An 18,421-nucleotide genomic window follows, 5' to 3' on the forward strand; every position below is an offset into this window, starting at 1 on the left:
GTTCCTGTCAGGTTTGTGTGCTCGGCCTACGTGGGTATGGCCTGGGCGTACCCCCCGCTCCCGAAGCGGGGGCAGTGCCGGGCGCGACGCCTTGACCAGCCCCTTCCGTGACCCTGGTCGGGTCGGTCGCCCGGAGCCCGGCACGCCGGGGGCGGGAACGTGAGTGATGACACATTCCCCCGCGCGGCGCAAGTAGGGCGCGGACGCGGTGTCGCGCGGCGGCCGGGTGCGAACATGCCGCAGCGCCCGGCGACATCCAGGACGTCATCGGGCACCGCGGCATTTCGATGCGCTGAGCAGTGCTGAGCGAGCGATGTTCCGCCTCGGTCTCAGGAGGCGAGAACCTCGTCGAGCAGGGCCTCGGCCTTGTCCTCGTTGGTGTTCTCCGCGAGGGCGAGCTCGCTGACCAGAATCTGGCGCGCCTTGGCGAGCATGCGCTTCTCACCGGCGGAGAGTCCACGCTCGCGCTCACGACGCCACAGGTCACGCACGACTTCCGCGACCTTGATGACGTCGCCCGAGGCGAGCTTCTCCAGGTTTGCCTTGTAGCGACGGGACCAGTTCGTGGGCTCCTCGGCGTACGGCGCGCGCAGCACCTCGAAGACCCGGTCCAGCCCGTCCTGACCGACCACATCACGCACGCCGACGAACTCCGCATTGTCCGCTGGCACACGTACCGTCAGGTCACCCTGGGCGACCTTCAGCACCAAGTAGGTCTTGTCCACGCCTTTGATCTGGCGAGTTTCGATTGCCTCGATCAGCGCGGCCCCGTGATGGGGATAGACCACGGTGTCGCCAACCTTGAACGTCATGTGACAGGTACCCCTTCCGTGGCTATCCAGGGTAACACGGATACGGCGTCTTCTGAATGGCGTTTTCGCAGGTCAGGGCCATTCTCGGGGCTTGACAACAGCGACAGGAACGTGCTGCGGACGCCGAGCGGAAGCAGGTATTCGCAGGTGGGAGCCGCTCTCCGGGGCGGCTGAAACGAGCACGTCACATACATCCGGAGGCTCGCACGAGTGGCCGAACATCCCCATATGTCCGGTTCCAAGCGCTCGAGTTCCGCTACTCCGTTCGGTGCGCGGAGCCGGGTTCCGGTCGAATCCGAAATTGATCACGCGGCGCACGGATGAGCGCCGCGTGATCAATTCCCAGGTCGTCCGCGCATTCCCTCACGGAAAATGCGTGACGCGCGGGGACGGCTATCGCGACTCACGGGGACGGCTATGGCGAAGGCGCCCCGCACGACGCCCCCCGCCCGCTTATGCGAATGGCCGGGGATGCCGGGACGAAAGTGACCCGTGAGTCACTTGTGGCGGATCACGCCGCCGGGGGGCCGCCTTCCCGGGGAACGGGACGCGCCTCGGGGAGGGTCGGGTGCGGCCGCGCGGGAACGGCTCGGTAACCTAAGGCCGCTGACAGATCACTTAAGGCGGCTTCACCGGTCGCCCACGCTCGAGTCAAGGAGTTGCCGCCGCCGTGAGCAGCAGCCTTCGACGCGGCGCCCTCGCCGCCGCCGCCCTCGCTTTCTCGATCGCCTCGCTCTCCGCGTGCGCGGCCGGCAACAACGCCCAGACCCTGCAGATCGAGCCGGACAACGCGTCCACCACCGTCGGCGACATCATGGTCCAGAGCGCCACGGTCATCACCCAGCCCGACCTCGAGTCGACGGGCCCGGCCGTCGTCTCCGCCACGCTGTTCAACAACGGCCGCACCGACCAGACCCTGGAGTCGGTCACCCTCCCCGGCACCGGCAAGACCGCCGAGCTCACCCCCGCCGAGGGCGGCACCCTGACCGTCCCGGCCGGCGGTTCGCTCGTCCTGGGCGGCGAGGGCAACGCCTCCGCCGTCCTGCCCAGCAGCCGTGAGGCCGTCCAGGACGGCAACGCGCAGAAGGTCACCTTCACCTTCAGCGAGACCGGCGACGTGAGCCTGCGCGCGTTCGTCTTCCCGGCCGAGCACTTCTTCAAGGGATGGGGCCCGACCGAGGTCCCGGCCGCGCCGGGCGCCTCGACGGAACCGTCGGCGGAGTCCTCCGGCGAGCCGGCCGACGAGGCCGCCGGGACGCCGGACGGCACCGGGTCCACGGAGTCCGGGGCTCCGGAGGACGGCACCGCGGAGGACCCGTCGGGCACCCCGTCCGACGCGGCCTCGGCGAGCCAGCAGGCCGGCCACTGACGGTCCTGCGACACGCACGGTGAAGGGCGGGACCCCGCGCGGGGTCCCGCCCTTCACCGTGTCACCGCGCCGGAAACCGCGCGGGCTGCGGGGCGCTGCGCCGGAAACCGCGCGGGCTTCGGAGGACCGCCCCGGACTCCGTCCGCCGGCCCACCCCGGGCCCGCTCTACGGCTCGAACTTGTAGCCCAGGCCCCGCACCGTCACCAGGTAGCGCGGCGCGCCCGGGTCCGGCTCGATCTTGGCGCGCAGCCGCTTGACGTGGACGTCGAGGGTCTTGGTGTCCCCGACGTAGTCGGCGCCCCACACCCGGTCGATGAGCTGCATCCGGGTCAGCACCCGCCCGGCGTTGCGCAGCAGCATCTCCAGCAGGTCGAACTCCTTCAGCGGCAGGTCGACCTTGGTGCCGCCCACGGTGACCACGTGCCGGTCGACGTCCATCCGGACCGGACCGGCCTCCAGGGCCGCGGGGGCGACCTCCTCGGGCTCGCCGCGGCGGCGCAGCACCGCGCGGATGCGGGCGACCAGCTCCCGCGAGGAGAACGGCTTGGTGACGTAGTCGTCGGCCCCTATCTCCAGGCCCACCACCTTGTCGATCTCGCTGTCCTTGGCGGTCACCATGATGACGGGGACGTTGGAGCGGCCGCGCAGCTGGCGGCACACCTCGGTGCCCGGCAGCCCGGGCAGCATCAGGTCGAGGAGGACGAGGTCGGCGCCGTTGCGCTCGAACTCGTCGAGTCCGTCGGGCCCGGTGGTCGCGACGGCGACCTCGAAGCCCTCCTTGCGGAGCATGTACGACAGGGCGTCGGAGAAGGACTCCTCGTCCTCGACGACGAGCACTCGGGTCACGGAAGGACCTCCGGGGAGGGAAGCGTTTCGTACGCGGATGAATCGGAAGAGTGGGGGGATGTGGGATGGGACCGTCCGGCCTCGCCGTCGAGGCCGTCGGGGTCGTCCCGGTGGGACGTCTGGTGGGCGCGGTCACGGGCCGCGCCGGCCTCCGGCAGCCGCAGGGTGAAGGTGGATCCCTGGCCCTCCGCGCTCCACACCGTGACCTCCCCGCCGTGCGAGGCGGCCACGTGCTTCACGATCGCGAGGCCCAGACCCGTACCGCCGGTGGCACGGGAGCGTGCGGGGTCGACCCGGTAGAAGCGCTCGAAGATGCGCTCCTTGTCCTTGTCGGAGATGCCGATGCCCTGGTCGGTCACCGCTATCTCGATCATGTCACCGCCGGGCTGGGCGACCCTGCGGGCCGCGATGCCCACGCGGGTGCGGGCCGGGGAGTAGTTGACGGCGTTCTCGACGAGGTTGCCGAGCGCGGCGGCGAGCTGGCCCCGGTGGCCCCACACGTGCAGGTCCGCCGTGCCGCCGGCGGCCATGGTGATCTCCTTGGTGCCGGCCGCGTGCCGGCACCGGTCGATGGCCTCGGCGACCAGTTCGTCCACGCGGACGGGTTCGGCGTCCTCGAGGGGGTCGTCGTTCTGCACCCGCGAGAGGTCGATGAGCTCCTGCACCAGGTTCGTCAGCCGGGTGGCCTCGATCTGCATGCGCCCGGCGAAGCGCTGCACCGCCTCGGGGTCGTCGGAGGCGTCCATGACGGCCTCGGAGAGCAGCGACAGGGCGCCCACGGGGGTCTTCAGCTCGTGGCTGACGTTGGCGACGAAGTCGCGCCGCACCGCCTCGATGCGGCGGGCCTCGGTGAGGTCCTCGACGAGCAGCAGCACCAGCCGCGAGCCGAGCGGCGCCACCCGCGCGGAGACCGCGAGGGCCTCGCCGCGTCCGGTCCCCCGGCGGGCCAGGTCCAGCTCGACCTGGCGTATCTCGCCGTCGCGCCGGGTGTCACGGGCCATCTGCAGCATGGGTTCCACGGCGAGCTTGCCGCCCCGCACCAGTCCGAGCGCGTACGCGGCGGAGCTGGCCTTGACCACTCCGTCGGCCTCGTCGAGGACGACGGCGGAGGAGCGCAGTACGGACAGGACGGTGTCCACGCCGGGCGGGAGCACCGGGTCCGTGTGCAGCGAGGTACGCGTGGGACGCCGCTGTTCGCGCTCGCTGAAGCGGAACGCCAGCACGGCGATGACACCGGTGAGCACTCCGGCGATCGCTGCCGCTGCGGCGACCGCCGCGTTCACGTCCATGCATCCAGGTTAGGCATGCTGCGGGCACTGGCCACAGCCGTCCGAGGTCGAGCTCGAACACTCGTCGCCCAGAGTTCACCTTGGAGCCAGGGACGGTTCATTTCGGATGACGGAACCGGACGCGTAGGGGACGGAACGTGGGAGCGTGGGGTTCGCACCGTCGGTCGCGCGGGGTGCGCGACCGCCGGCCGTGCGACGGGGCACCCGATCCCGGACCCCGCAGGAGCCCAGGCCCCTGAACCCCCGGAACAGACGCATGAGAGGAACCCTGATGCGGGACGCGTACCACGAGGAACTGGATTCGATCGGCGACGGTCTGGTGGAGATGGCCCGGCTGGTCGGGTCGGCGATCGGGCGCGCCACGACGGCCATCCTCGACGCCGACCTGAAGCTGGCGGAGAGCGTGATCGAGGCCGACCAGAAGGTCGACGAGCTCCAGCACGACCTGGAGGCCCGGGCCATAGCCCTGCTGGCGCGCCAGCAGCCGGTCGCCACCGACCTGCGCATCGTCGTCACCTCGCTGCGCATGTCGGCCGACCTGGAGCGCTCCGGCGACCTCGCCCAGCACGTGGCGAAGCTCGCCCGGCTGCGCTACCCGTCGCGGGCGGTCCCCCAGGACCTGCACGCCACCATCCTGGAGATGGGCCAGCTCGCGCAGCGCCTGATGGCGAAGGCGGCCGAGGTGATCATCACCAAGGACGTCGACCTGGCGCTCCAGCTGGAGCAGGACGACGACGCGATGGACCTGCTCCACCGCACGCTCTTCCAGCACCTGATCGACGAGCGCTGGAAGCACGGCATCGAGACGGCCGTCGACGTCACCCTGCTGGGCCGCTACTACGAGCGCTTCGCCGACCACGCGGTCTCGGTCGCCAAGCGGGTCGTCTACCTGGTCACCGGCGAGCACGCGGACGAGATCCAGGCGGACCTCCAGCCGGAGATCCAGACGGTGCCGGGGGCCGAGGGCGCCTGACCCCGTGCGCGCGGGGACCGGCCGGGGCGCCCGTGAGCCTCAGTGCGCCGTTGATGCGCCCGGCGGGGCGGGCGTCCAATGGGCACAGGCACCAGCCTCGAGGAGGGACCCATGGCCGAATCCCCCAGCACGTCGCCCGACCCCACGCAGGAGCGCGAGACCGAGCAGCCCGCCGAGATCAGGAACCTGACCCTGATCGCCGCGTGCGGCTGCGGCTCGGGCTGCGGCTGCGGCTGCCAGTCGGGCAACCCCTGTCAGTGCGGCTGACGCCGTACGCGCACGGTTCGGCAGGACGAAGGGCCCCGGCGGTCGGGACCGCCGGGGCCCTCGGCATGCCGGGGCGTCCTCCGGGGCGCAGCATGGAAGGTGCACAAGGCCATGCGAGCACGCCCGGAAGGAGGTGCGAGGCCATGGCTCAGTTCATGGACGTCCACCACGGCATGCGTGGCATCACGGAGGACCAGCTGAGGCAGGCCCACGCGGCCGACCTCGCGATACAGCAGGAGGAGGGCGTCCACTTCCAGCAGGCGTGGGCGGACCCGGAGTCCGGCACGGTCTACTGCCTCTCCGACGCCCCGTCCGCCGAGGCGGTCCAGCGCATCCACGAGCGGACCGGCCACAAGGCCGACGAGGTCCACGCGGTGCCGCTGTCGGTCCGCTGAGCGGTTCCGTGCGCTCCCCGGCCGGGGGCCGCGCCCCTCAGGGAGCGCCGACCTCCGGCTTCCCCTCGACCACGACGGCCGCCCGGTCGACCACGACGGCCGCCCGGCCCGGCGCCTCCCCGGCCGGGACCGCTTCGGCCGGGGCCGTCCCGGCCACCACGGTCCCGGCCACCAATGCCTCGGCCGCCACCACTTCAGCCGCCGTCTTCTCGGCCGCCACCACTTCAGCCGCCGTCTTCTCGGCCGTCGCCTTCTCGGCCGCCGCCGTCTCGGGCGGCAGCCGCCGCATCAGCGCCGCGTAGCCGGCTCCGGCCACCGTGCCGACGACGGCGCACAGGCCCCACAGCCACTCGGCCCCGAACCGGTCGATCACCACGCCCGACATCAGCGGGGCGACCAGCGCGGCGACGGCCCAGGACATGGTGTACATCCCCTGGTAGCGCCCGCGTCCGTGCACCGGGGAGAGCCGGACCACCAGACCGGTCTGGGTGGGCGCGTTGACGATCTCGGCGAGGGTCCACACGCAGACGGTGAGGGCGAAGACGCCCACCGATCCGGCGAAGGCGGTGAGGCCGAAGCCGTACCCGGCGAGCAGGGAGGAGATCACCAGCAGCCGCCCGGGATCGCGGTGCTCGATGAACCGGGTGACCGGGATCTGCAGCGCGACGATGAGCACGCCGTTGACCGCGACGGCCATGCCGTAGTCGGCCGGGGTGAACCCGGCCGCGCCCATCGCGACGGGCAGCCCGATCGAGCCCTGCTGGAAGATCAGCGCGATGAGGAAGGACAGCCCGACGACGCTCATGAACCGCCCGTCGCGCAGCACGGTCCCCAGCCCCACGGACTCCTCCCGCGCCTCCTCCGCGCTGCTGCGCACGGGCTTGGACTCGGGCAGCTTCACGAAGACGACGACGGCGCACGCCATCGTCATCACGGCCTCGATGAGGAACCCGGCGAGGTAGCTGTACTCGGCGATGAACCCGGCGGCCATGGAGGAGACGGCGAAGCCGAGGTTGATGGCCCAGTAGTTGAGGGAGAAGGCGCGGATACGGTCCTCGGGCCGCACGATGTCCGCCATCATCGCCTGGACGGCGGGCCGGGAGGCGTTGGAGGCCATGCCGACGAGGAAGGCGACGGCGGCGATGGAGACGGGGTCGTGCACGAACCCGAGCGCCGCCACGGACACGGCCGTGGACGCCTGCGCGACCAGCAGCGTGGGCCGCCGCCCGAGCCGGTCGGTCATCACCCCGGCGCCCAGCGACGAGATCACCCCGCCGAGGCCGTGCAGGGCCGCGACCAGACCGGCGTAGGTGGCGGAGTAGCCGCGGTCGAGGGTCAGGTAGAGCGCCATGAAGGTGGCGACGAAGGCGCCGAGCCGGTTGACCAGGGTGCTGGTCCACAGCCACCAGAACGCCGGGGGCAGCCCGGAGACGGTCTCCCGGACCGCGTGTCTCGCACGGACGACGGATGACATGGGACCCCCCGGGTGTAAGTGTCTGTGACGGCATGCACAACTTACGAAGAGTCCGTCGTCGGGGCCACTCGATTAACAGATCCCGTCAACCGTCCGACCGGTGGGCGCGCCGCGCGGCGGGCACGGGCCTTCGATTACGCTCGGGCGCATGGCCGACGCACCGTACAAGCTGATCCTCCTCCGCCACGGCGAGAGCGAGTGGAACGAGAAGAACCTGTTCACCGGCTGGGTGGACGTCAACCTCACCCCGAAGGGCGAGAAGGAGGCCACCCGCGGCGGCGAGCTGCTCAAGGAAGCCGGCCTGCTGCCCGACGTGCTCCACACGTCCCTCCAGAAGCGCGCGATCCGCACCGCGCAGCTCGCGCTGGAGGCCGCCGACCGCCTGTGGATCCCGGTGAACCGCAGCTGGCGCCTGAACGAGCGCCACTACGGCGCGCTGCAGGGCAAGGACAAGGCGCAGACCCTCGCGGAGTTCGGCGAGGAGCAGTTCATGCTGTGGCGCCGCTCCTACGACACCCCGCCGCCCCCGCTCGCCAACGACGCCGAGTACTCCCAGTTCTCCGACCCGCGCTACGCGACCCTCCCGCCGGAGCTGCGTCCGCAGACGGAGTGCCTGAAGGACGTCGTCGTCCGGATGCTCCCGTACTGGTTCGACTCGATCGTCCCCGACCTGCTGACCGGCCGCGTCGTCCTGGTCGCCGCCCACGGCAACAGCCTGCGCGCCCTGGTCAAGCACCTCGACGGCATCTCGGACGCGGACATCGCGGGCCTGAACATCCCGACGGGCATCCCGCTGGTCTACGAACTCGACACCGACTTCAAGCCGGTCACGCCGGGCGGCAAGTACCTCGACCCGGAGGCCGCCGCGGCCGCCATCGAGGCGGTCAAGAACCAGGGCAAGAAGAAGTAAGCGCCCACGAGTAAGCCCCCTGCCTGCGGGTTCTCCGCCGGGAGGGGGCTTTTCGCTGCCTGTGGGCCGTCTCCGGGCCGTCAGGGCGATGGGGCCGTGCGCTCTCCGGGCTCCGGCTCCTGTCTCCACTCCGCTCTGGCTCCGGCGCTCTGGAGCACAGCGACAGCGGACTGGGCCCTGTACGCAGACAGCCCCTCAAGGAGGGTGACGGGCGCTCGGCGCGCCGGCACCCGGCTGTGCCACAAGCTCAGCCCGGTCACCTTTCGCACGGCTCGGATCACATCCGTCCCGCGGGGCCCGCAGTCGACGAGCACCACCTCGTGGGACGGGTCGTCGCGGAGCAGCGTGTAGTACCCGGTGGACTCCTCGCCGGACATGCCGCCCTCCTGCCCCTCAGCGAACGGGAGCGTATGCGCCCTCGAAGACGGCAGCCACGGCTTTTCGGGTGCGCGGGCGGCTGCTCGGCATGAGGTGGGCGTACACCCCCGAGTCAGGCCGGGGTCGGAATGGCCCAGGCACTCCGCGAGGGCCTTGATGTTCTCCCCCGCCTCCAGGAGCACCGAGGCGTGGAAGCGGCGCAGGGCGTGCATGCCGTTCCCGCGGTACTCGGCGTACGGCCGGCAGGCCCTGGCGACGACGTCATCGAGGCACCCGACCGGCTGTGGACCCCTCGCCGTCCCGGAACTCGATCAACACCTCGCTGTCGACGAGGTGGACCCGGCACTCGTAGCAGTCCGCCAGAACCGCATCAGCATGCCGTGCCACCAGACCGGCCTCCACGGCGGTCGAAGGCACTGCGGGGTTTCCCCAGAACACGACTGCCGGCTCGTCCGGGCCTGCCAACTCGAGCAGCGTCTTCCGGAGTTGCGCACCGTCGAACGCCGGGGAGCTCCGGAGTGCTTCAGCACCTCGCCAGTCCAGTCGAGAGGATCCCCCGGCACCGAAGCGGCTCGGGCTCAGCGCAGCAAACGTCCTGTCCTCGTCGTAGGAGAGAACCACGGCCGCGTCACCGAGGGCTTCCCAGCAGGCCCGCGAGCGCACTGGCCTCCGTCCCGTAGCCGGCTTCAGCACCCACGGCCCTTCCCCTCCCTGCCCTCGCCACCTTCCACAGCGTCAGCAGTCACCCGGCTCATCAGGTCGTGCGGCAACCAGCCCTGAGATACGCCCACCGCCCCTGCGCCACCGACCGAGTGGCGACTTCCTCCACGGGTTTCAAGTCCCCTGCCCGCGGTTTCGCCGCGAGCAGGGAGTTTGTGGCTGTGCTGGGACGGTCGCCGGGACGTCAGGTGTCGACGGTCCGGCGCCAGACGTAGGTGCCGGGAGAAGTCTCGGCGACCTCCTGGTGGTAGGCGTCGCGTACGCGGGCGAGCAGGGCCCGCTGCTCGTCGGCCCACCCCGTCGGCAGCGCGCTCAAGGGGACGGTGACGGTGACCCCTGACGCGGGCCCGTCGTGCACGGACACCGACATCCGGCCGTGACCGTCGGGCTCGAGCGTCAGGGACGGAGTCCGCCCGGAGTCGAGCCACAGGGCGGACCGCCCGGACTCCAGGGCCGCCAGGGTGTCTTCCCAGTCCTCCAGGTCCTCGGGGAGGAGGGTCACCGGAAAGACCGCGTCGAGTGGCTCCGCCGCGACGACGATCTCGCATTCGAGGAAGTCGTGGCCGAACAGGACGCCGGGCTGTGAGCGGCCCAGTACCCGCACGGCGACGCCGTGTCCGCCGGTTCCCTGCCCGTCGGCCAGGTGTATCAAGTCGATGACGCCGTCCGTCGAGTCCATGGATTCCTTCCCGGTGACGAGGCTGCGAGCATCCTGCCGGACCGCGGCGGGCGTCACGGCCCGGGGCCCGGGGGGCAGCCGGTGAAGGCAGACGCCTGCCACGGCTTCGCCGCCTCGGTCCCGGGCGGAGTTCGATGGGACCGAAGCTCCTTCCCAAGGAGCGGGCGGGCGGCGCTCGCGTGGTGGACGGCGGATGCCGCTGCCGCCTCCCTTCCGGGTGGGGCCGGGTGGTCCGGTGTGTCGTCGCGTATGTCCGTGGCGGTGGCGGGTAGGCACCCTCCCGTACGGGGGCGTCGTGGAAGTGGCCGGAGAGCGAGGGGTGTCGGAAGTGATCCGAAAGCTGCAGGCGGTCGCGCTGGACTGTGCCGACCCGGCACGGCTCGCCGAGTTCTACGCGGAACTGCTCGGCGGCCGGGTGGTCACGGACCCGGAGGATCCCGACTGGGTCGAGGTGCACGGGTTCGAGGGGACGCCGCTGGCCTGTCAGCGGGTGGACGGTTACCGACCGCCCGAATGGCCCGGCCAGGAGCGTCCGCAACAGCTCCACCTGGACTTCGACGTGGACGACCTCGAGGGGGAGGAGAAGCGGGCGCTCGCCCTCGGCGCGACCGTGCTGGAGCGGACGGACCAGCTCCGTCCGGAGGCCAACTGGCGGGTCTACGCGGACCCGGCCGGTCATCCGTTCTGCCTCTGCCTCCACTGACTCCACCGGGCCCGCCGCACGGGCCGGGCCGCCCTCCTGTTTCGGTTGCCGCGGGCCGATCCGGTCGGACAGGAAGCCCGCATGCTGAAGGGCGACAAGGTCGGGCTGAGGGCCCGGCACGAGGACGACATCCCGGTCCTGCGGGCCGAGCTCTACGACGACGTGGTCAACGCCTCGCGGGCCGAGTCGGGGCCGTGGCGGCCGATCACGCCCGGCTCGAAGGACCCTCGGCTCGTGGTGGACGACAAGGAGCAGAAGCACGTCCCGTTCTCCGTGGTGGAGCGGGACGGCGGCACGCTGATCGGCGCCGCGACGCTGTGGGGCATCGACAACCACAACCGGTCCGCGGTCCGCGCACATCGGGCCGGGGCTGTTGCCGTCCTCGCGCGGCAAGGGCCACGGCACCGACGTGGTCGCGGTGCGAGGAGCCGGCTGCCGTGTGGCCGGCCTGCGAGTCGTTTCGGCGCGCCGGTCCCCGGCGGCGGGGCTGCGCCGGCGGGTCCGCGACGGTCCGACGTGCGGGTACGCGCGTCCCCGGCCATCACGGTCATGCGCCGCTCATGCGTGAAGGTGAGGCATCTCCCCAGGGGCCCTGGCGGCGAGGGCCGCCCTCGGGCAAGCCCTCGCTCCGCACAGGACGGGAGACGGTCCGCCCGGCACGTGGGCCGGCTCCCCGTCCCTGCTCACTCGACCGGGGACTGCCGGCTGCGGTCCCTGACCGCCTTCTCGATGATGCGCGCACACGTGGTGAACACTTCGACCTGATCAGGGGTCAGGTCGCGTACGGAGACCTGCTCGAGGGAGCGCCACATGCCGGCGATGGGCTCCTTCAGGGCACGGCCGGCATCGGTGAGGCGGACCACCATGACCCGCCGGTCGTGGGGAGCGGGCTCCCGGGTGAGCAGCCCTGCTTCCTGCATGCGCCGCAGGGACTTGGAGACGGTGGAGTGGTCGAGGCCGACCCGCTCCAGCAGTTCCGCCTGGGTCAGGCCATCGTGGTCGAAGAGCTGCATCAGCAGCAGTTCCTGCCCCGGGTGCAGATTCATGGCGCGCAGCATGGCGGCGGCATGGCCGCGGTGGGCGCGGGCGAGCTGGAAGATGGCGTAGCTCAACGGCCCCTCGCCCGCCGCGTCCGGCAGCTCCGGTGAGGTGGTGTCTGACATTGCTGCTCCCTCGTCACACGGAGAGTGGGTGACGGATCAGTTGACGGTGAGGACGATCTTGCCTCGGTTGTGGCCCGCGTCGCTGGCCTGCTGGGCCCTGGCCGCTTCGGCGAGCGGGTAGGTGGCGCTGATCGTGGTGACCAGTGTGCCGTCCGCGGCCTGCCGGGCGAGTTCGGCGAGGCGGGCGGCGGAGCGGCGCTGGGGGCCCTCGGCGAAGACGATGCCCAGTTCGGCGGCGCGGAAGTCGGCGGTGGTGACGATCCGGTCGGTGCCGCCGCGCAGGGTGACGGAGTCCTCCAGCGCGCCCTTGCCGGCGGCGTCGAAGACGGCGTCCACCCCTTCGGGGGCGACTTCACGGACCCGCTCGACCAGGTTGTCCCCGTACACCAGCGCGGTCGCGCCGAGCGAGGCGACGTACTCCTGGTTGGCCGGTCCGGCGGTGCCGATGACGCGGGCGCCGCGGGCGACGGCCAGCTGAACGGCGATGGTGCCGAGCGCGCCGGACGCGCCATGGATCAGCAGCGTCTCGCCGGAGGCGACGCCCAGCAGGTCCAGGACCCGTTCGGCGCCGTCACCGGCCACCGGCAGGGCGACGGCGTGCTTCCAGTCCAGACCGGCCGGCCTGGGCGCGAGGACGGCCGCGGACGCCAGGGCGTACTGCGCGTAGGAGCCGGTGTCGGACCAGCCCAGCACCTCGTCCCCCACCTTCAGGTGCTCGACGCCCTCACCGACGGCGTCGACCACACCGGCGATCTCCCCACCCGGCACGGCGGGCAGCGTGGTCGGGAAGACGGCCTCCATGCCACCGGAGCGGATCTTGCCGTCCACCGGGTTGACGCCGACAGCCCGGACGCGCACGCGGACCTGGCCGGGGCCGGGCTGGGGGATGTCGATCTCCGCCTCGTGCAGGACCTCGGTGCCGCCGAACGTGTCGAAAACGATGGCCTTCATGACTGCTCTCCTCGCAGTGGGACGCCGCGCCGGCCACATTCTGTGGCCAGCCACATAAAAGTAGCACCGTTTATGTGGCTAGCCAAGTAATTGCCGCGAGGAGGATCCCGGGAGCGATCCGGCTGTCGTCACACGGTCGCTCGACGACAGGCGGGGTCCGGTTCTCCGCGCGAAAGGGCGCTCCCGGTGGCGGCCCTCGCCCACGAGCGGGCCCCGACCGGCCGGCGGCCCGCCGCCGGCTCCTCGCCCGCCGCCGCCCGCCGCCGGCAGCTCGAAGGCGCCCGGGCGGTGAGGCGCCCGAAAACCAGTGGAACGGCGCCGCCGCGCGCCCTACCGTGCTGCCGGACCAAGTCGCCCAGTCAAGGACCGGCCGTTGTACACCTCGTGAGACCTCCCGAGCGCTGATGCGTCGCGCGTCGCCCCCGTGCGCCGCGCTCCTTTCTGCTGCGGACTTCTCACGAAACCGGTGTACTCCCGTGCTCGAAAACTGGGTGGTCGTACCCACCTGCCTGCCGCTCGTTCGTCTCCGTTGCCACGCGTGCGCGTCCGGGCGCTTCCGGGCGAGCGGCAAGTTCCGCGTCAACGCCCACCACAAGCTCCTCGACGCCTGGCTCCTCGTGCTCTGCACCTCCTGCGGGGAGACCGCGAAGCTCACGCTCCTGGAACGGACGAACGTGCGCTCCGTACGGCCTGAGCTGCTGGACCGGCTGCACGACAACGACCCCGGCCTGACTGCCGAGTTGCTCCAGGATCCGGTCGTGCGGCGCCGGAACCGCATCACCCTCGACTGGGACGGCGCCTGGCGTCTCGACACCCGCGGGCCGGTTCACCCGGGCCGCGAGGCGATCGACGTCTCGGTCCGCTTCGCGGCGCGGATCCCGGTCCGGCCGGTGCGGCTGATCGCCGAAGGCTGCGGTCTTGCGCGGGCCGAGGTGGAGAGGCTGGTCGCGGAGGGGAGACTCGTCTCGGCCGTCCGGCTGAGCGGCAAGCTCTCCGGTGACTTCACCTTCACGCTCAAGCGCTGAGCCCCCTCGGCGCCGGGGCCTGTCCGGCGGATCCGCCGGACAGGCCCCGGTACCGGAAGGCCCTGACGACGGCGTCGCCCGCGGAGGCCGTGCGGGAGCAGAAGGGAGCGGGACCCTCGGCCGGGCCGCCTCCCACAGAGGTCGTCGAAGGAGGCCGCGGCCGGGAACCGCACCGCCTCCCGGACCCGGGCGGGGCGGAGCACCGGGAACGAGGGCCGGTCGCGGCCGGCGGCGTGCCCGGTCGGCTCAGGCGTTGGGACGCTTGCCGTGGTTGGCCTTCTTCTTCTTGCGGCGGCGCCGCTTGTTGCCTCGTGTGGACATGGCACACATCTCCCTGAACAGGACTTTTCCGACTTTTTCAGTCTAGCTTCGTCCCGGGGGGCCCACATCGGCGGCGCCCCGGCCGCGGCGCCTGTGCCGGCGGACGCGGGGGCGGTGCCGCAACCGCCCGGGACGCCGTGCGGCCGACCTCCCCCGTCCGCCTCCGCACGCCTCCGCCGGATCGGTCGCCGGCCGGGGCACAGTGGGGGCATGGAGGCAGACGACAGGAACCTTCTGGCCCGGGGACGCGTGGCGACCAGGCTGCCGGCCCAGGACCTGGAGCGGGCGCGGCGTTTCTACTCGGAGAAGCTCGGTCTGGAGCCCGTCGACGAGCGGCCGGGCGGGCTGCTGTACCGGTGCGGCGACACGGAGTTCGCCGTGTTCCGGTCGACGGGGGCCTCGCCCGGCACCTTCACGCAGATGGGATGGCAGGTCGACGACCTCGAAGCGGTGGTGGCGGAGCTGAGGCGGCGCGGCGTGGTGTTCGAGGTGGTCGACGTGCCGGGCATCCGGACGAAGGACGGGATCGCCGAGATCGAGGGGAACTACCCGAGCAAGGGCGCCAGGGGCGAACGCGGCGCCTGGTTCCGTGACAGCGAGGGGAACCTGCTGGGCATCGGCGAGCTCGTCGTGTGAACGCGTCCGCGGCGGGCGGACGGCGCTCCGCTCCACGCCCTACTGCAGGAAGGCGGACGAGACCGTGTGCCGGACGCCGGACGCCGTGATGCCGCCGGAGGTGCCGGGCAGGCGGAGGTCGTCCGTGAAGAGGTCGGCGTGACCGTCGCGGTTGGAGTCGCGCAGCCGCAGGCGCTCACCGAAGGTCGCGTTCGCCTCCGGGCCCCCGGGCACACCCGCGCTGGAGCGGCTGAAGTACTGCGACTTGGATCCGGTCAGCCCGGAGGCGCTGCCGCGCAGGACGTGGAGGGCGCCCGCGTCGGCGTGCCCGTCGAGGTTCTCCCCGGGGCTGGCGACGGCGAGGTCCGGATAGCCGTCGCGGTCGACGTCGCCCACGGAGATCCGGGCGCCGAAGCGGTCACCGGCCTCGGCGGCGCCGGCGACGCCCGAGGTGTCCTGGTTGATGCGGGCGACACTGCCGGGGCCGCCGGAGCCGCCGCGCCAGACGAGGACGCCGCCCCTGCCGTTGGCGTTGGGGTGCCCGAGGGCGATGTCCCCGTATCCGTCCTTGTCGAAGTCGGCGATCTGGGTGTCGACCTCCCCGCTGGTGTCCTCCCCGCTGCCCAGCCGGTACGTCGCGCCCCGGGTGAGCGTGCCGCCGCCGCGGACGAACCAGGCGCCGGTGACGGTGTGCTCGCTCCCGTCCACCCCGCCGACGATCACGAGGTCGGAGGCGCTGTCCTTGGTGACCTTCCCGGCGGTCAGGTGCTCGGCGGACATCGCGTCGTTGGTGAGCTGGGTGACCCTGCCGCTGAAGCCGGACCTGGTGAACGAGCCGACGTACACGTGCGCGGTGTGGTCGTTGAGCGCGGCCAGGTCGGGTCTGCCGTCGCCGTCGAAGTCACCGGCGGCGAGGTCGAGGCCGAACTGCCCCCACTTCCGGGCCGCCTTGTTGGCAACGGTGGTGGCGCCGGACAGACCGGACGCGGACCCCCAGACGATCATGACCGCGCCCTGCTCGGTGCGGCCGTCGACGTCCTCGCCGTAGGAGGCGACGGCGAGGTCGGCGTACCCGTCGCGGTCGAAGTCGGCGCCGGCCATCGCGTTGCCGAACCCGTCGTCCCACTCGTTGGCGCCGGGGATGCCCGGGCTGTCCTGCGTGATGTTCTGCCTGCGGCCGTCCGGCCCGGTGGCCGTGCCGTAGATGATGCCGACCGTTCCGGAGCCGTCGTCGCCCGCGTCGGTGACGCTGGAGCCGTACGCGTAGTCGCGGTAACCGTCCCCGTTGAAGTCGTCGGTGTACTTGGCGGGGGCCGCGGCCGCCGTGGGCGCGGTGAGGAGCGGGGTGCAGACCGCTGTCGCGAGGACGGCGGCGGTGGCGAGGACGGTGCGGGGAGCGCGCATGATTCTCCGTTGTCCGAGGAGGGCGCCGGCGCCCTCGACCGGGGTCTTCGACCCGTCCGCACGTCGAATGGTTGTACGGCGTACGGCAATGGACACGGCCGGCGGGCCCGCGCCGGGGGGAGATCCGCGCGGGGGACGCCCCCGCGCTCCCCGCCGCGCCGGGCACACAAGGAACACCGGGTGCGCGGACGCGACCGGTCCGCCGGCCCCTCCCGGGGGCCGTTCTGCGCGTCGTTCCCGCTCGTCAGCGTGATCCGCTCCCGCCGGGCCGGCCGCCCGGCCCTTCCCCGGCCCGGACCGGTACGTCGGCGGGCCCCGCGAGCGGCACCTCCGCCCAGACCGTCTTGCCCACGGGGTCGCGGGGCTCCGAGCCCCAGCGTTCGGCCAGGACGTCCACCAGGAGCAGGCCCCGGCCGGACTCGCCGTCGGGACACGAGGTGGGCGGAGCCTGCGGTGGCCGTTTCGCGGCGGCGGCGTCGGCGACCTCGATCCGCACCAGGCCCGACGCCTCGTCGAGGACGAGCCGGAGACGGAAGTCGCGCCCCGGGACGCGGCCGTGCCGCACGGCGTTCGCGGCGAGTTCGCCGACGACCAGGGCGACCGCGCACGCCCCGTCCGTCGCCGGTGGGTGTCCCCACTCCTCCATGCACCGCACGGCGAGACACCGGGCGAGGTGCGCGCCCCTGGGGGAGGAGACGAACTGTGCCGTGAGCTCGCGTTGCCGGGTTGCTCCGGCGTCCCTTCGCGGGTGCCTGCCGTCCGATGCGGTGGTCGTTCCTGTCAGCACGGCGTATCCGTCCTTGCCTGGTGAGCCCTGAGACGTCTCTCACTGCGTACGAGTCGTCACGTTCCGTGCTCAAGGATGACGCGATCCCCCTACGCCCGGAAGGTGACGCAGCATTACCTTTCGGTTGGTAAAGGACGGAAGTGGCGCCTTGGCCGGAGAAATCGACCCCAGCGCGTCCATGGCCGCGCTGTTCGGCGCGCGGGTGCGCAGGCTCCGTACGGCGGCCGGGCTGACCCAGGCGGAACTCGGCGCGAGGACCCGCGTGGTGGCCACCCGGATCACCCAGATCGAGCGGGCCTCGGGGGCGAAACCCACGCGGGAACTGGCGCGGGCGCTGGACGCCGCCCTCGGCGCGGACGGCCTGCTGGTCGACCTGTGGCCGTACGTGTACCGGGAGGCGTTCCCCGACTGGTCACGGAAGTTCATGGCGTACTCGGAGCGGGCGGTGTCCATCGGGGAGTACGCGGCGCACGTGGTGCCGGGCCTGCTGCAGACCGAGGAGTACGCACGGGCCGTCCTGCGTGTCGGCCTCACGCTCAGCAGCGAGGAGCAGTTGGAGGAGAGGCTTTCCGCCCGCATGGGACGGCAGGGACGGCTCGTCCCGGACGACAAACCGGCTCTCTGGGTCGTTCTGGACGAGGCGGCGCTGAGGCGTCCGGTCGGTGGACGCGCCGTGATGCGCGAGCAGTTGACGCGGCTGCTCGACGCCGCGTCGGAGCGTCACATCACTGTTCAGGTGCTGCCCTTCGAGCAGGGTGAGCACGACGTGATGGGCGGCTCGCTGACGATTCCCACGCTCCCCGACGGCTCGGACGTCGCTTGCACGGAAGGCGCGCACCACGGCCGACTCGTCGAGGATCCGGACGAGGTCAGGAACTTCGCCCTGGCCTACGATCGGCTACGGGCGGCAGCCCTGCCCCCGCTCATGTCGCTCGACGTGATCCGATCCGTGATGGAGGACAGCCACCGTGGAGCGAACGTCCCGTCCCGATCAGAACGGCGTCGCGTGGCGCAGGAGCAGCTACAGCAATCAGGAGGGCGGCAACTGCGTGGAGGTGGCGGACGGATTCCCCGGCGTCGTCCCCGTCCGTGACAGCAAGGTCCCGCACGGCCCTGCTCTCTCCTTCGGAGCCGTCTCCTGGACGGCGTTCACAGGCGGGTTGAAGGCCGGCCGCCACCGCGTCTGAGCCGGCCGGCCCCGCGGGGGTTCCCGGGGCCTCGCGGGGCGAGGCCGGTGAGGGCGCGCCCGGACGGGGCCGTGCGGTCCGGGCACGGCGTCGCGCCGGCACCTCAACTCCCTTTTCCCGTACAACCCTTCGGGCGCGTCGGAGGTCTTCTC

The 18,421-nt window shown here is 72.1% G+C and carries 21 protein-coding genes and 2 pseudogenes; 11 read left to right on the forward strand and 12 right to left on the reverse strand.

Annotated features, from left to right (window positions below; translation table 11 throughout):
* Nucleotides 1-329 precede the first annotated feature (329 nt).
* On the reverse strand, nucleotides 330-812 hold the full coding sequence (locus GL259_RS18325; protein ID WP_003953493.1) for a CarD family transcriptional regulator: 483 nt from the start codon (nucleotides 810-812) through the stop codon (nucleotides 330-332).
* Between the two features lie 670 nt (nucleotides 813-1,482).
* Here GL259_RS18325 and GL259_RS18335 point away from each other — a divergent pair.
* On the forward strand, nucleotides 1,483-2,181 hold the full coding sequence (locus GL259_RS18335; RefSeq protein WP_159534158.1) for a DUF461 domain-containing protein: 699 nt from the start codon (nucleotides 1,483-1,485) through the stop codon (nucleotides 2,179-2,181).
* 166 nt (nucleotides 2,182-2,347) lie between these two features.
* On the opposite strand, the gene GL259_RS18340 is transcribed toward GL259_RS18335, so the two are convergent.
* Both GL259_RS18340 and GL259_RS18345 read right to left on the reverse strand, forming a co-directional pair.
* Nucleotides 2,348-3,028: a response regulator transcription factor gene (locus GL259_RS18340; RefSeq protein WP_030829297.1), complete on the reverse strand. Its 681-nt coding sequence runs from the start codon at nucleotides 3,026-3,028 to the stop codon at nucleotides 2,348-2,350.
* On the reverse strand, nucleotides 3,025-4,317 hold the full coding sequence (locus GL259_RS18345; protein WP_159534160.1) for an ATP-binding protein: 1,293 nt from the start codon (nucleotides 4,315-4,317) through the stop codon (nucleotides 3,025-3,027). The genes GL259_RS18340 and GL259_RS18345 overlap by 4 nt, the downstream gene beginning before the upstream one ends.
* 271 nt (nucleotides 4,318-4,588) lie before the next feature.
* Here GL259_RS18345 and phoU point away from each other — a divergent pair, with 271 nt between their 5' ends.
* The 3 genes from phoU (at nucleotide 4,589) to GL259_RS18355 (ending at nucleotide 5,952) form a co-directional block, all read left to right on the forward strand.
* Nucleotides 4,589-5,290 carry a phosphate signaling complex protein PhoU gene (gene phoU / locus GL259_RS18350; RefSeq protein WP_159538748.1) on the forward strand — a complete coding sequence of 234 codons (702 nt, stop codon included), beginning with the start codon at nucleotides 4,589-4,591 and terminating at the stop codon, nucleotides 5,288-5,290.
* Nucleotides 5,291-5,401: 111 nt separating this feature from the next.
* A complete protein-coding gene (locus GL259_RS37700; RefSeq protein WP_166461522.1) occupies nucleotides 5,402-5,557 on the forward strand; it encodes a hypothetical protein in 156 nt (51 codons plus the stop codon).
* A 143-nt stretch (nucleotides 5,558-5,700) separates the two neighbouring features.
* On the forward strand, nucleotides 5,701-5,952 hold the full coding sequence (locus GL259_RS18355; RefSeq protein ID WP_159534162.1) for an SCO4226 family nickel-binding protein: 252 nt from the start codon (nucleotides 5,701-5,703) through the stop codon (nucleotides 5,950-5,952).
* A gap of 37 nt (nucleotides 5,953-5,989) precedes the next feature.
* On the opposite strand, the gene GL259_RS18360 is transcribed toward GL259_RS18355, so the two are convergent.
* Nucleotides 5,990-7,426 (reverse strand): MFS transporter, encoded by a 1,437-nt coding sequence (locus GL259_RS18360; protein WP_243762326.1) that lies wholly within the window; start codon nucleotides 7,424-7,426, stop codon nucleotides 5,990-5,992.
* A 148-nt stretch (nucleotides 7,427-7,574) separates the two neighbouring features.
* On the opposite strand from GL259_RS18360, the gene GL259_RS18365 reads away from it, so the two are divergent.
* Nucleotides 7,575-8,336, forward strand: a complete 762-nt coding sequence (locus tag GL259_RS18365) for a phosphoglyceromutase (RefSeq protein ID WP_159534164.1) — start codon at nucleotides 7,575-7,577, stop codon at nucleotides 8,334-8,336.
* An 80-nt stretch (nucleotides 8,337-8,416) separates the two neighbouring features.
* On the opposite strand, the gene GL259_RS18370 is transcribed toward GL259_RS18365, so the two are convergent.
* The 4 genes and pseudogenes from GL259_RS18370 to GL259_RS18385 form a co-directional block, all read right to left on the reverse strand.
* Nucleotides 8,417-8,713 (reverse strand): ribosomal protein L7/L12, encoded by a 297-nt coding sequence (locus GL259_RS18370; protein WP_159534166.1) that lies wholly within the window; start codon nucleotides 8,711-8,713, stop codon nucleotides 8,417-8,419.
* 16 nt (nucleotides 8,714-8,729) lie between these two features.
* A pseudogene (locus GL259_RS38800) lies at nucleotides 8,730-8,950 on the reverse strand (tyrosine-type recombinase/integrase); the annotation flags it as partial.
* Nucleotides 8,951-8,975: 25 nt separating this feature from the next.
* Nucleotides 8,976-9,335 carry a hypothetical protein gene (locus GL259_RS18380; RefSeq protein ID WP_159534169.1) on the reverse strand — a complete coding sequence of 120 codons (360 nt, stop codon included), beginning with the start codon at nucleotides 9,333-9,335 and terminating at the stop codon, nucleotides 8,976-8,978.
* Nucleotides 9,336-9,618: 283 nt separating this feature from the next.
* A complete protein-coding gene (locus GL259_RS18385; protein WP_159534171.1) occupies nucleotides 9,619-10,113 on the reverse strand; it encodes a DUF5959 family protein in 495 nt (164 codons plus the stop codon).
* A 328-nt stretch (nucleotides 10,114-10,441) separates the two neighbouring features.
* Between GL259_RS18385 and GL259_RS18390 the strand changes: the two genes are divergently transcribed.
* Together GL259_RS18390 and GL259_RS38805 are read left to right on the forward strand one after the other, a co-directional pair.
* Nucleotides 10,442-10,816 (forward strand): VOC family protein, encoded by a 375-nt coding sequence (locus GL259_RS18390; RefSeq protein ID WP_166461523.1) that lies wholly within the window; start codon nucleotides 10,442-10,444, stop codon nucleotides 10,814-10,816.
* A gap of 81 nt (nucleotides 10,817-10,897) precedes the next feature.
* A pseudogene (locus GL259_RS38805) lies at nucleotides 10,898-11,237 on the forward strand (GNAT family protein); the annotation flags it as partial.
* Nucleotides 11,238-11,499: 262 nt separating this feature from the next.
* On the opposite strand, the gene GL259_RS18400 reads toward GL259_RS38805, so the two are convergent.
* Together GL259_RS18400 and GL259_RS18405 are read right to left on the reverse strand one after the other, a co-directional pair.
* The gene (locus tag GL259_RS18400; RefSeq protein WP_159534177.1) at nucleotides 11,500-11,979 is read right to left on the reverse strand and encodes a MarR family transcriptional regulator; all 480 of its coding nucleotides are present in this window, start codon (nucleotides 11,977-11,979) and stop codon (nucleotides 11,500-11,502) included.
* A gap of 36 nt (nucleotides 11,980-12,015) precedes the next feature.
* On the reverse strand, nucleotides 12,016-12,930 hold the full coding sequence (locus tag GL259_RS18405; RefSeq protein WP_159534179.1) for an NADP-dependent oxidoreductase: 915 nt from the start codon (nucleotides 12,928-12,930) through the stop codon (nucleotides 12,016-12,018).
* A gap of 476 nt (nucleotides 12,931-13,406) precedes the next feature.
* Between GL259_RS18405 and GL259_RS18410 the strand changes: the two genes are divergently transcribed.
* Entirely contained in the window at nucleotides 13,407-13,955 is a 549-nt protein-coding gene (locus GL259_RS18410; RefSeq protein WP_159534181.1) for a DUF1062 domain-containing protein, read from the forward strand.
* Between the two features lie 531 nt (nucleotides 13,956-14,486).
* Nucleotides 14,487-14,912, forward strand: a complete 426-nt coding sequence (locus GL259_RS18415) for a VOC family protein (protein ID WP_159534183.1) — start codon at nucleotides 14,487-14,489, stop codon at nucleotides 14,910-14,912.
* A 39-nt stretch (nucleotides 14,913-14,951) separates the two neighbouring features.
* Here GL259_RS18415 and GL259_RS18420 read toward each other — a convergent pair whose 3' ends face one another.
* Together GL259_RS18420 and GL259_RS18425 are read right to left on the reverse strand one after the other, a co-directional pair.
* The gene (locus GL259_RS18420) at nucleotides 14,952-16,295 is read right to left on the reverse strand and encodes an FG-GAP and VCBS repeat-containing protein (RefSeq protein WP_159534185.1); all 1,344 of its coding nucleotides are present in this window, start codon (nucleotides 16,293-16,295) and stop codon (nucleotides 14,952-14,954) included.
* Nucleotides 16,296-16,539: 244 nt separating this feature from the next.
* Nucleotides 16,540-17,082, reverse strand: coding sequence for an ATP-binding protein (locus tag GL259_RS18425; protein ID WP_243762327.1), 543 nt, complete (start codon nucleotides 17,080-17,082; stop codon nucleotides 16,540-16,542).
* Nucleotides 17,083-17,260: 178 nt separating this feature from the next.
* On the opposite strand from GL259_RS18425, the gene GL259_RS18430 reads away from it, so the two are divergent.
* Together GL259_RS18430 and GL259_RS38810 are read left to right on the forward strand one after the other, a co-directional pair.
* The gene (locus tag GL259_RS18430; RefSeq protein WP_159538750.1) at nucleotides 17,261-18,175 is read left to right on the forward strand and encodes a helix-turn-helix transcriptional regulator; all 915 of its coding nucleotides are present in this window, start codon (nucleotides 17,261-17,263) and stop codon (nucleotides 18,173-18,175) included.
* Nucleotides 18,138-18,269 carry a DUF397 domain-containing protein gene (locus GL259_RS38810; RefSeq protein WP_243762328.1) on the forward strand — a complete coding sequence of 44 codons (132 nt, stop codon included), beginning with the start codon at nucleotides 18,138-18,140 and terminating at the stop codon, nucleotides 18,267-18,269. The genes GL259_RS18430 and GL259_RS38810 overlap by 38 nt, the downstream gene beginning before the upstream one ends.
* Nucleotides 18,270-18,421 lie beyond the last annotated feature (152 nt).

This window comes from Streptomyces sp. Tu 3180 (assembly GCF_009852415.1).
GTDB lineage: Bacteria > Actinomycetota > Actinomycetes > Streptomycetales > Streptomycetaceae > Streptomyces.

Excerpts from the sequence above, each read along its gene's own strand:
- GL259_RS18325 (WP_003953493.1), bottom strand. The coding sequence starts at position 812 with ATGACGTTCAAGGTTGGCGACACCGTGGTCTATCCCCATCACGGGGCC.
- GL259_RS18345 (WP_159534160.1), bottom strand. The coding sequence starts at position 4,317 with ATGGACGTGAACGCGGCGGTCGCCGCAGCGGCAGCGATCGCCGGAGTG.
- phoU (WP_159538748.1), top strand. The coding sequence starts at position 4,589 with ATGCGGGACGCGTACCACGAGGAACTGGATTCGATCGGCGACGGTCTG.
- GL259_RS37700 (WP_166461522.1), top strand. The coding sequence starts at position 5,402 with ATGGCCGAATCCCCCAGCACGTCGCCCGACCCCACGCAGGAGCGCGAG.
- GL259_RS18355 (WP_159534162.1), top strand. The coding sequence starts at position 5,701 with ATGGCTCAGTTCATGGACGTCCACCACGGCATGCGTGGCATCACGGAG.
- GL259_RS18360 (WP_243762326.1), bottom strand. The coding sequence starts at position 7,426 with ATGTCATCCGTCGTCCGTGCGAGACACGCGGTCCGGGAGACCGTCTCC.
- GL259_RS18365 (WP_159534164.1), top strand. The coding sequence starts at position 7,575 with ATGGCCGACGCACCGTACAAGCTGATCCTCCTCCGCCACGGCGAGAGC.
- GL259_RS18370 (WP_159534166.1), bottom strand. The coding sequence starts at position 8,713 with ATGTCCGGCGAGGAGTCCACCGGGTACTACACGCTGCTCCGCGACGAC.
- GL259_RS18385 (WP_159534171.1), bottom strand. The coding sequence starts at position 10,113 with ATGGACTCGACGGACGGCGTCATCGACTTGATACACCTGGCCGACGGG.
- GL259_RS18400 (WP_159534177.1), bottom strand. The coding sequence starts at position 11,979 with ATGTCAGACACCACCTCACCGGAGCTGCCGGACGCGGCGGGCGAGGGG.
- GL259_RS18405 (WP_159534179.1), bottom strand. The coding sequence starts at position 12,930 with ATGAAGGCCATCGTTTTCGACACGTTCGGCGGCACCGAGGTCCTGCAC.
- GL259_RS18415 (WP_159534183.1), top strand. The coding sequence starts at position 14,487 with ATGGAGGCAGACGACAGGAACCTTCTGGCCCGGGGACGCGTGGCGACC.
- GL259_RS18420 (WP_159534185.1), bottom strand. The coding sequence starts at position 16,295 with ATGCGCGCTCCCCGCACCGTCCTCGCCACCGCCGCCGTCCTCGCGACA.
- GL259_RS18430 (WP_159538750.1), top strand. The coding sequence starts at position 17,261 with ATGGCCGCGCTGTTCGGCGCGCGGGTGCGCAGGCTCCGTACGGCGGCC.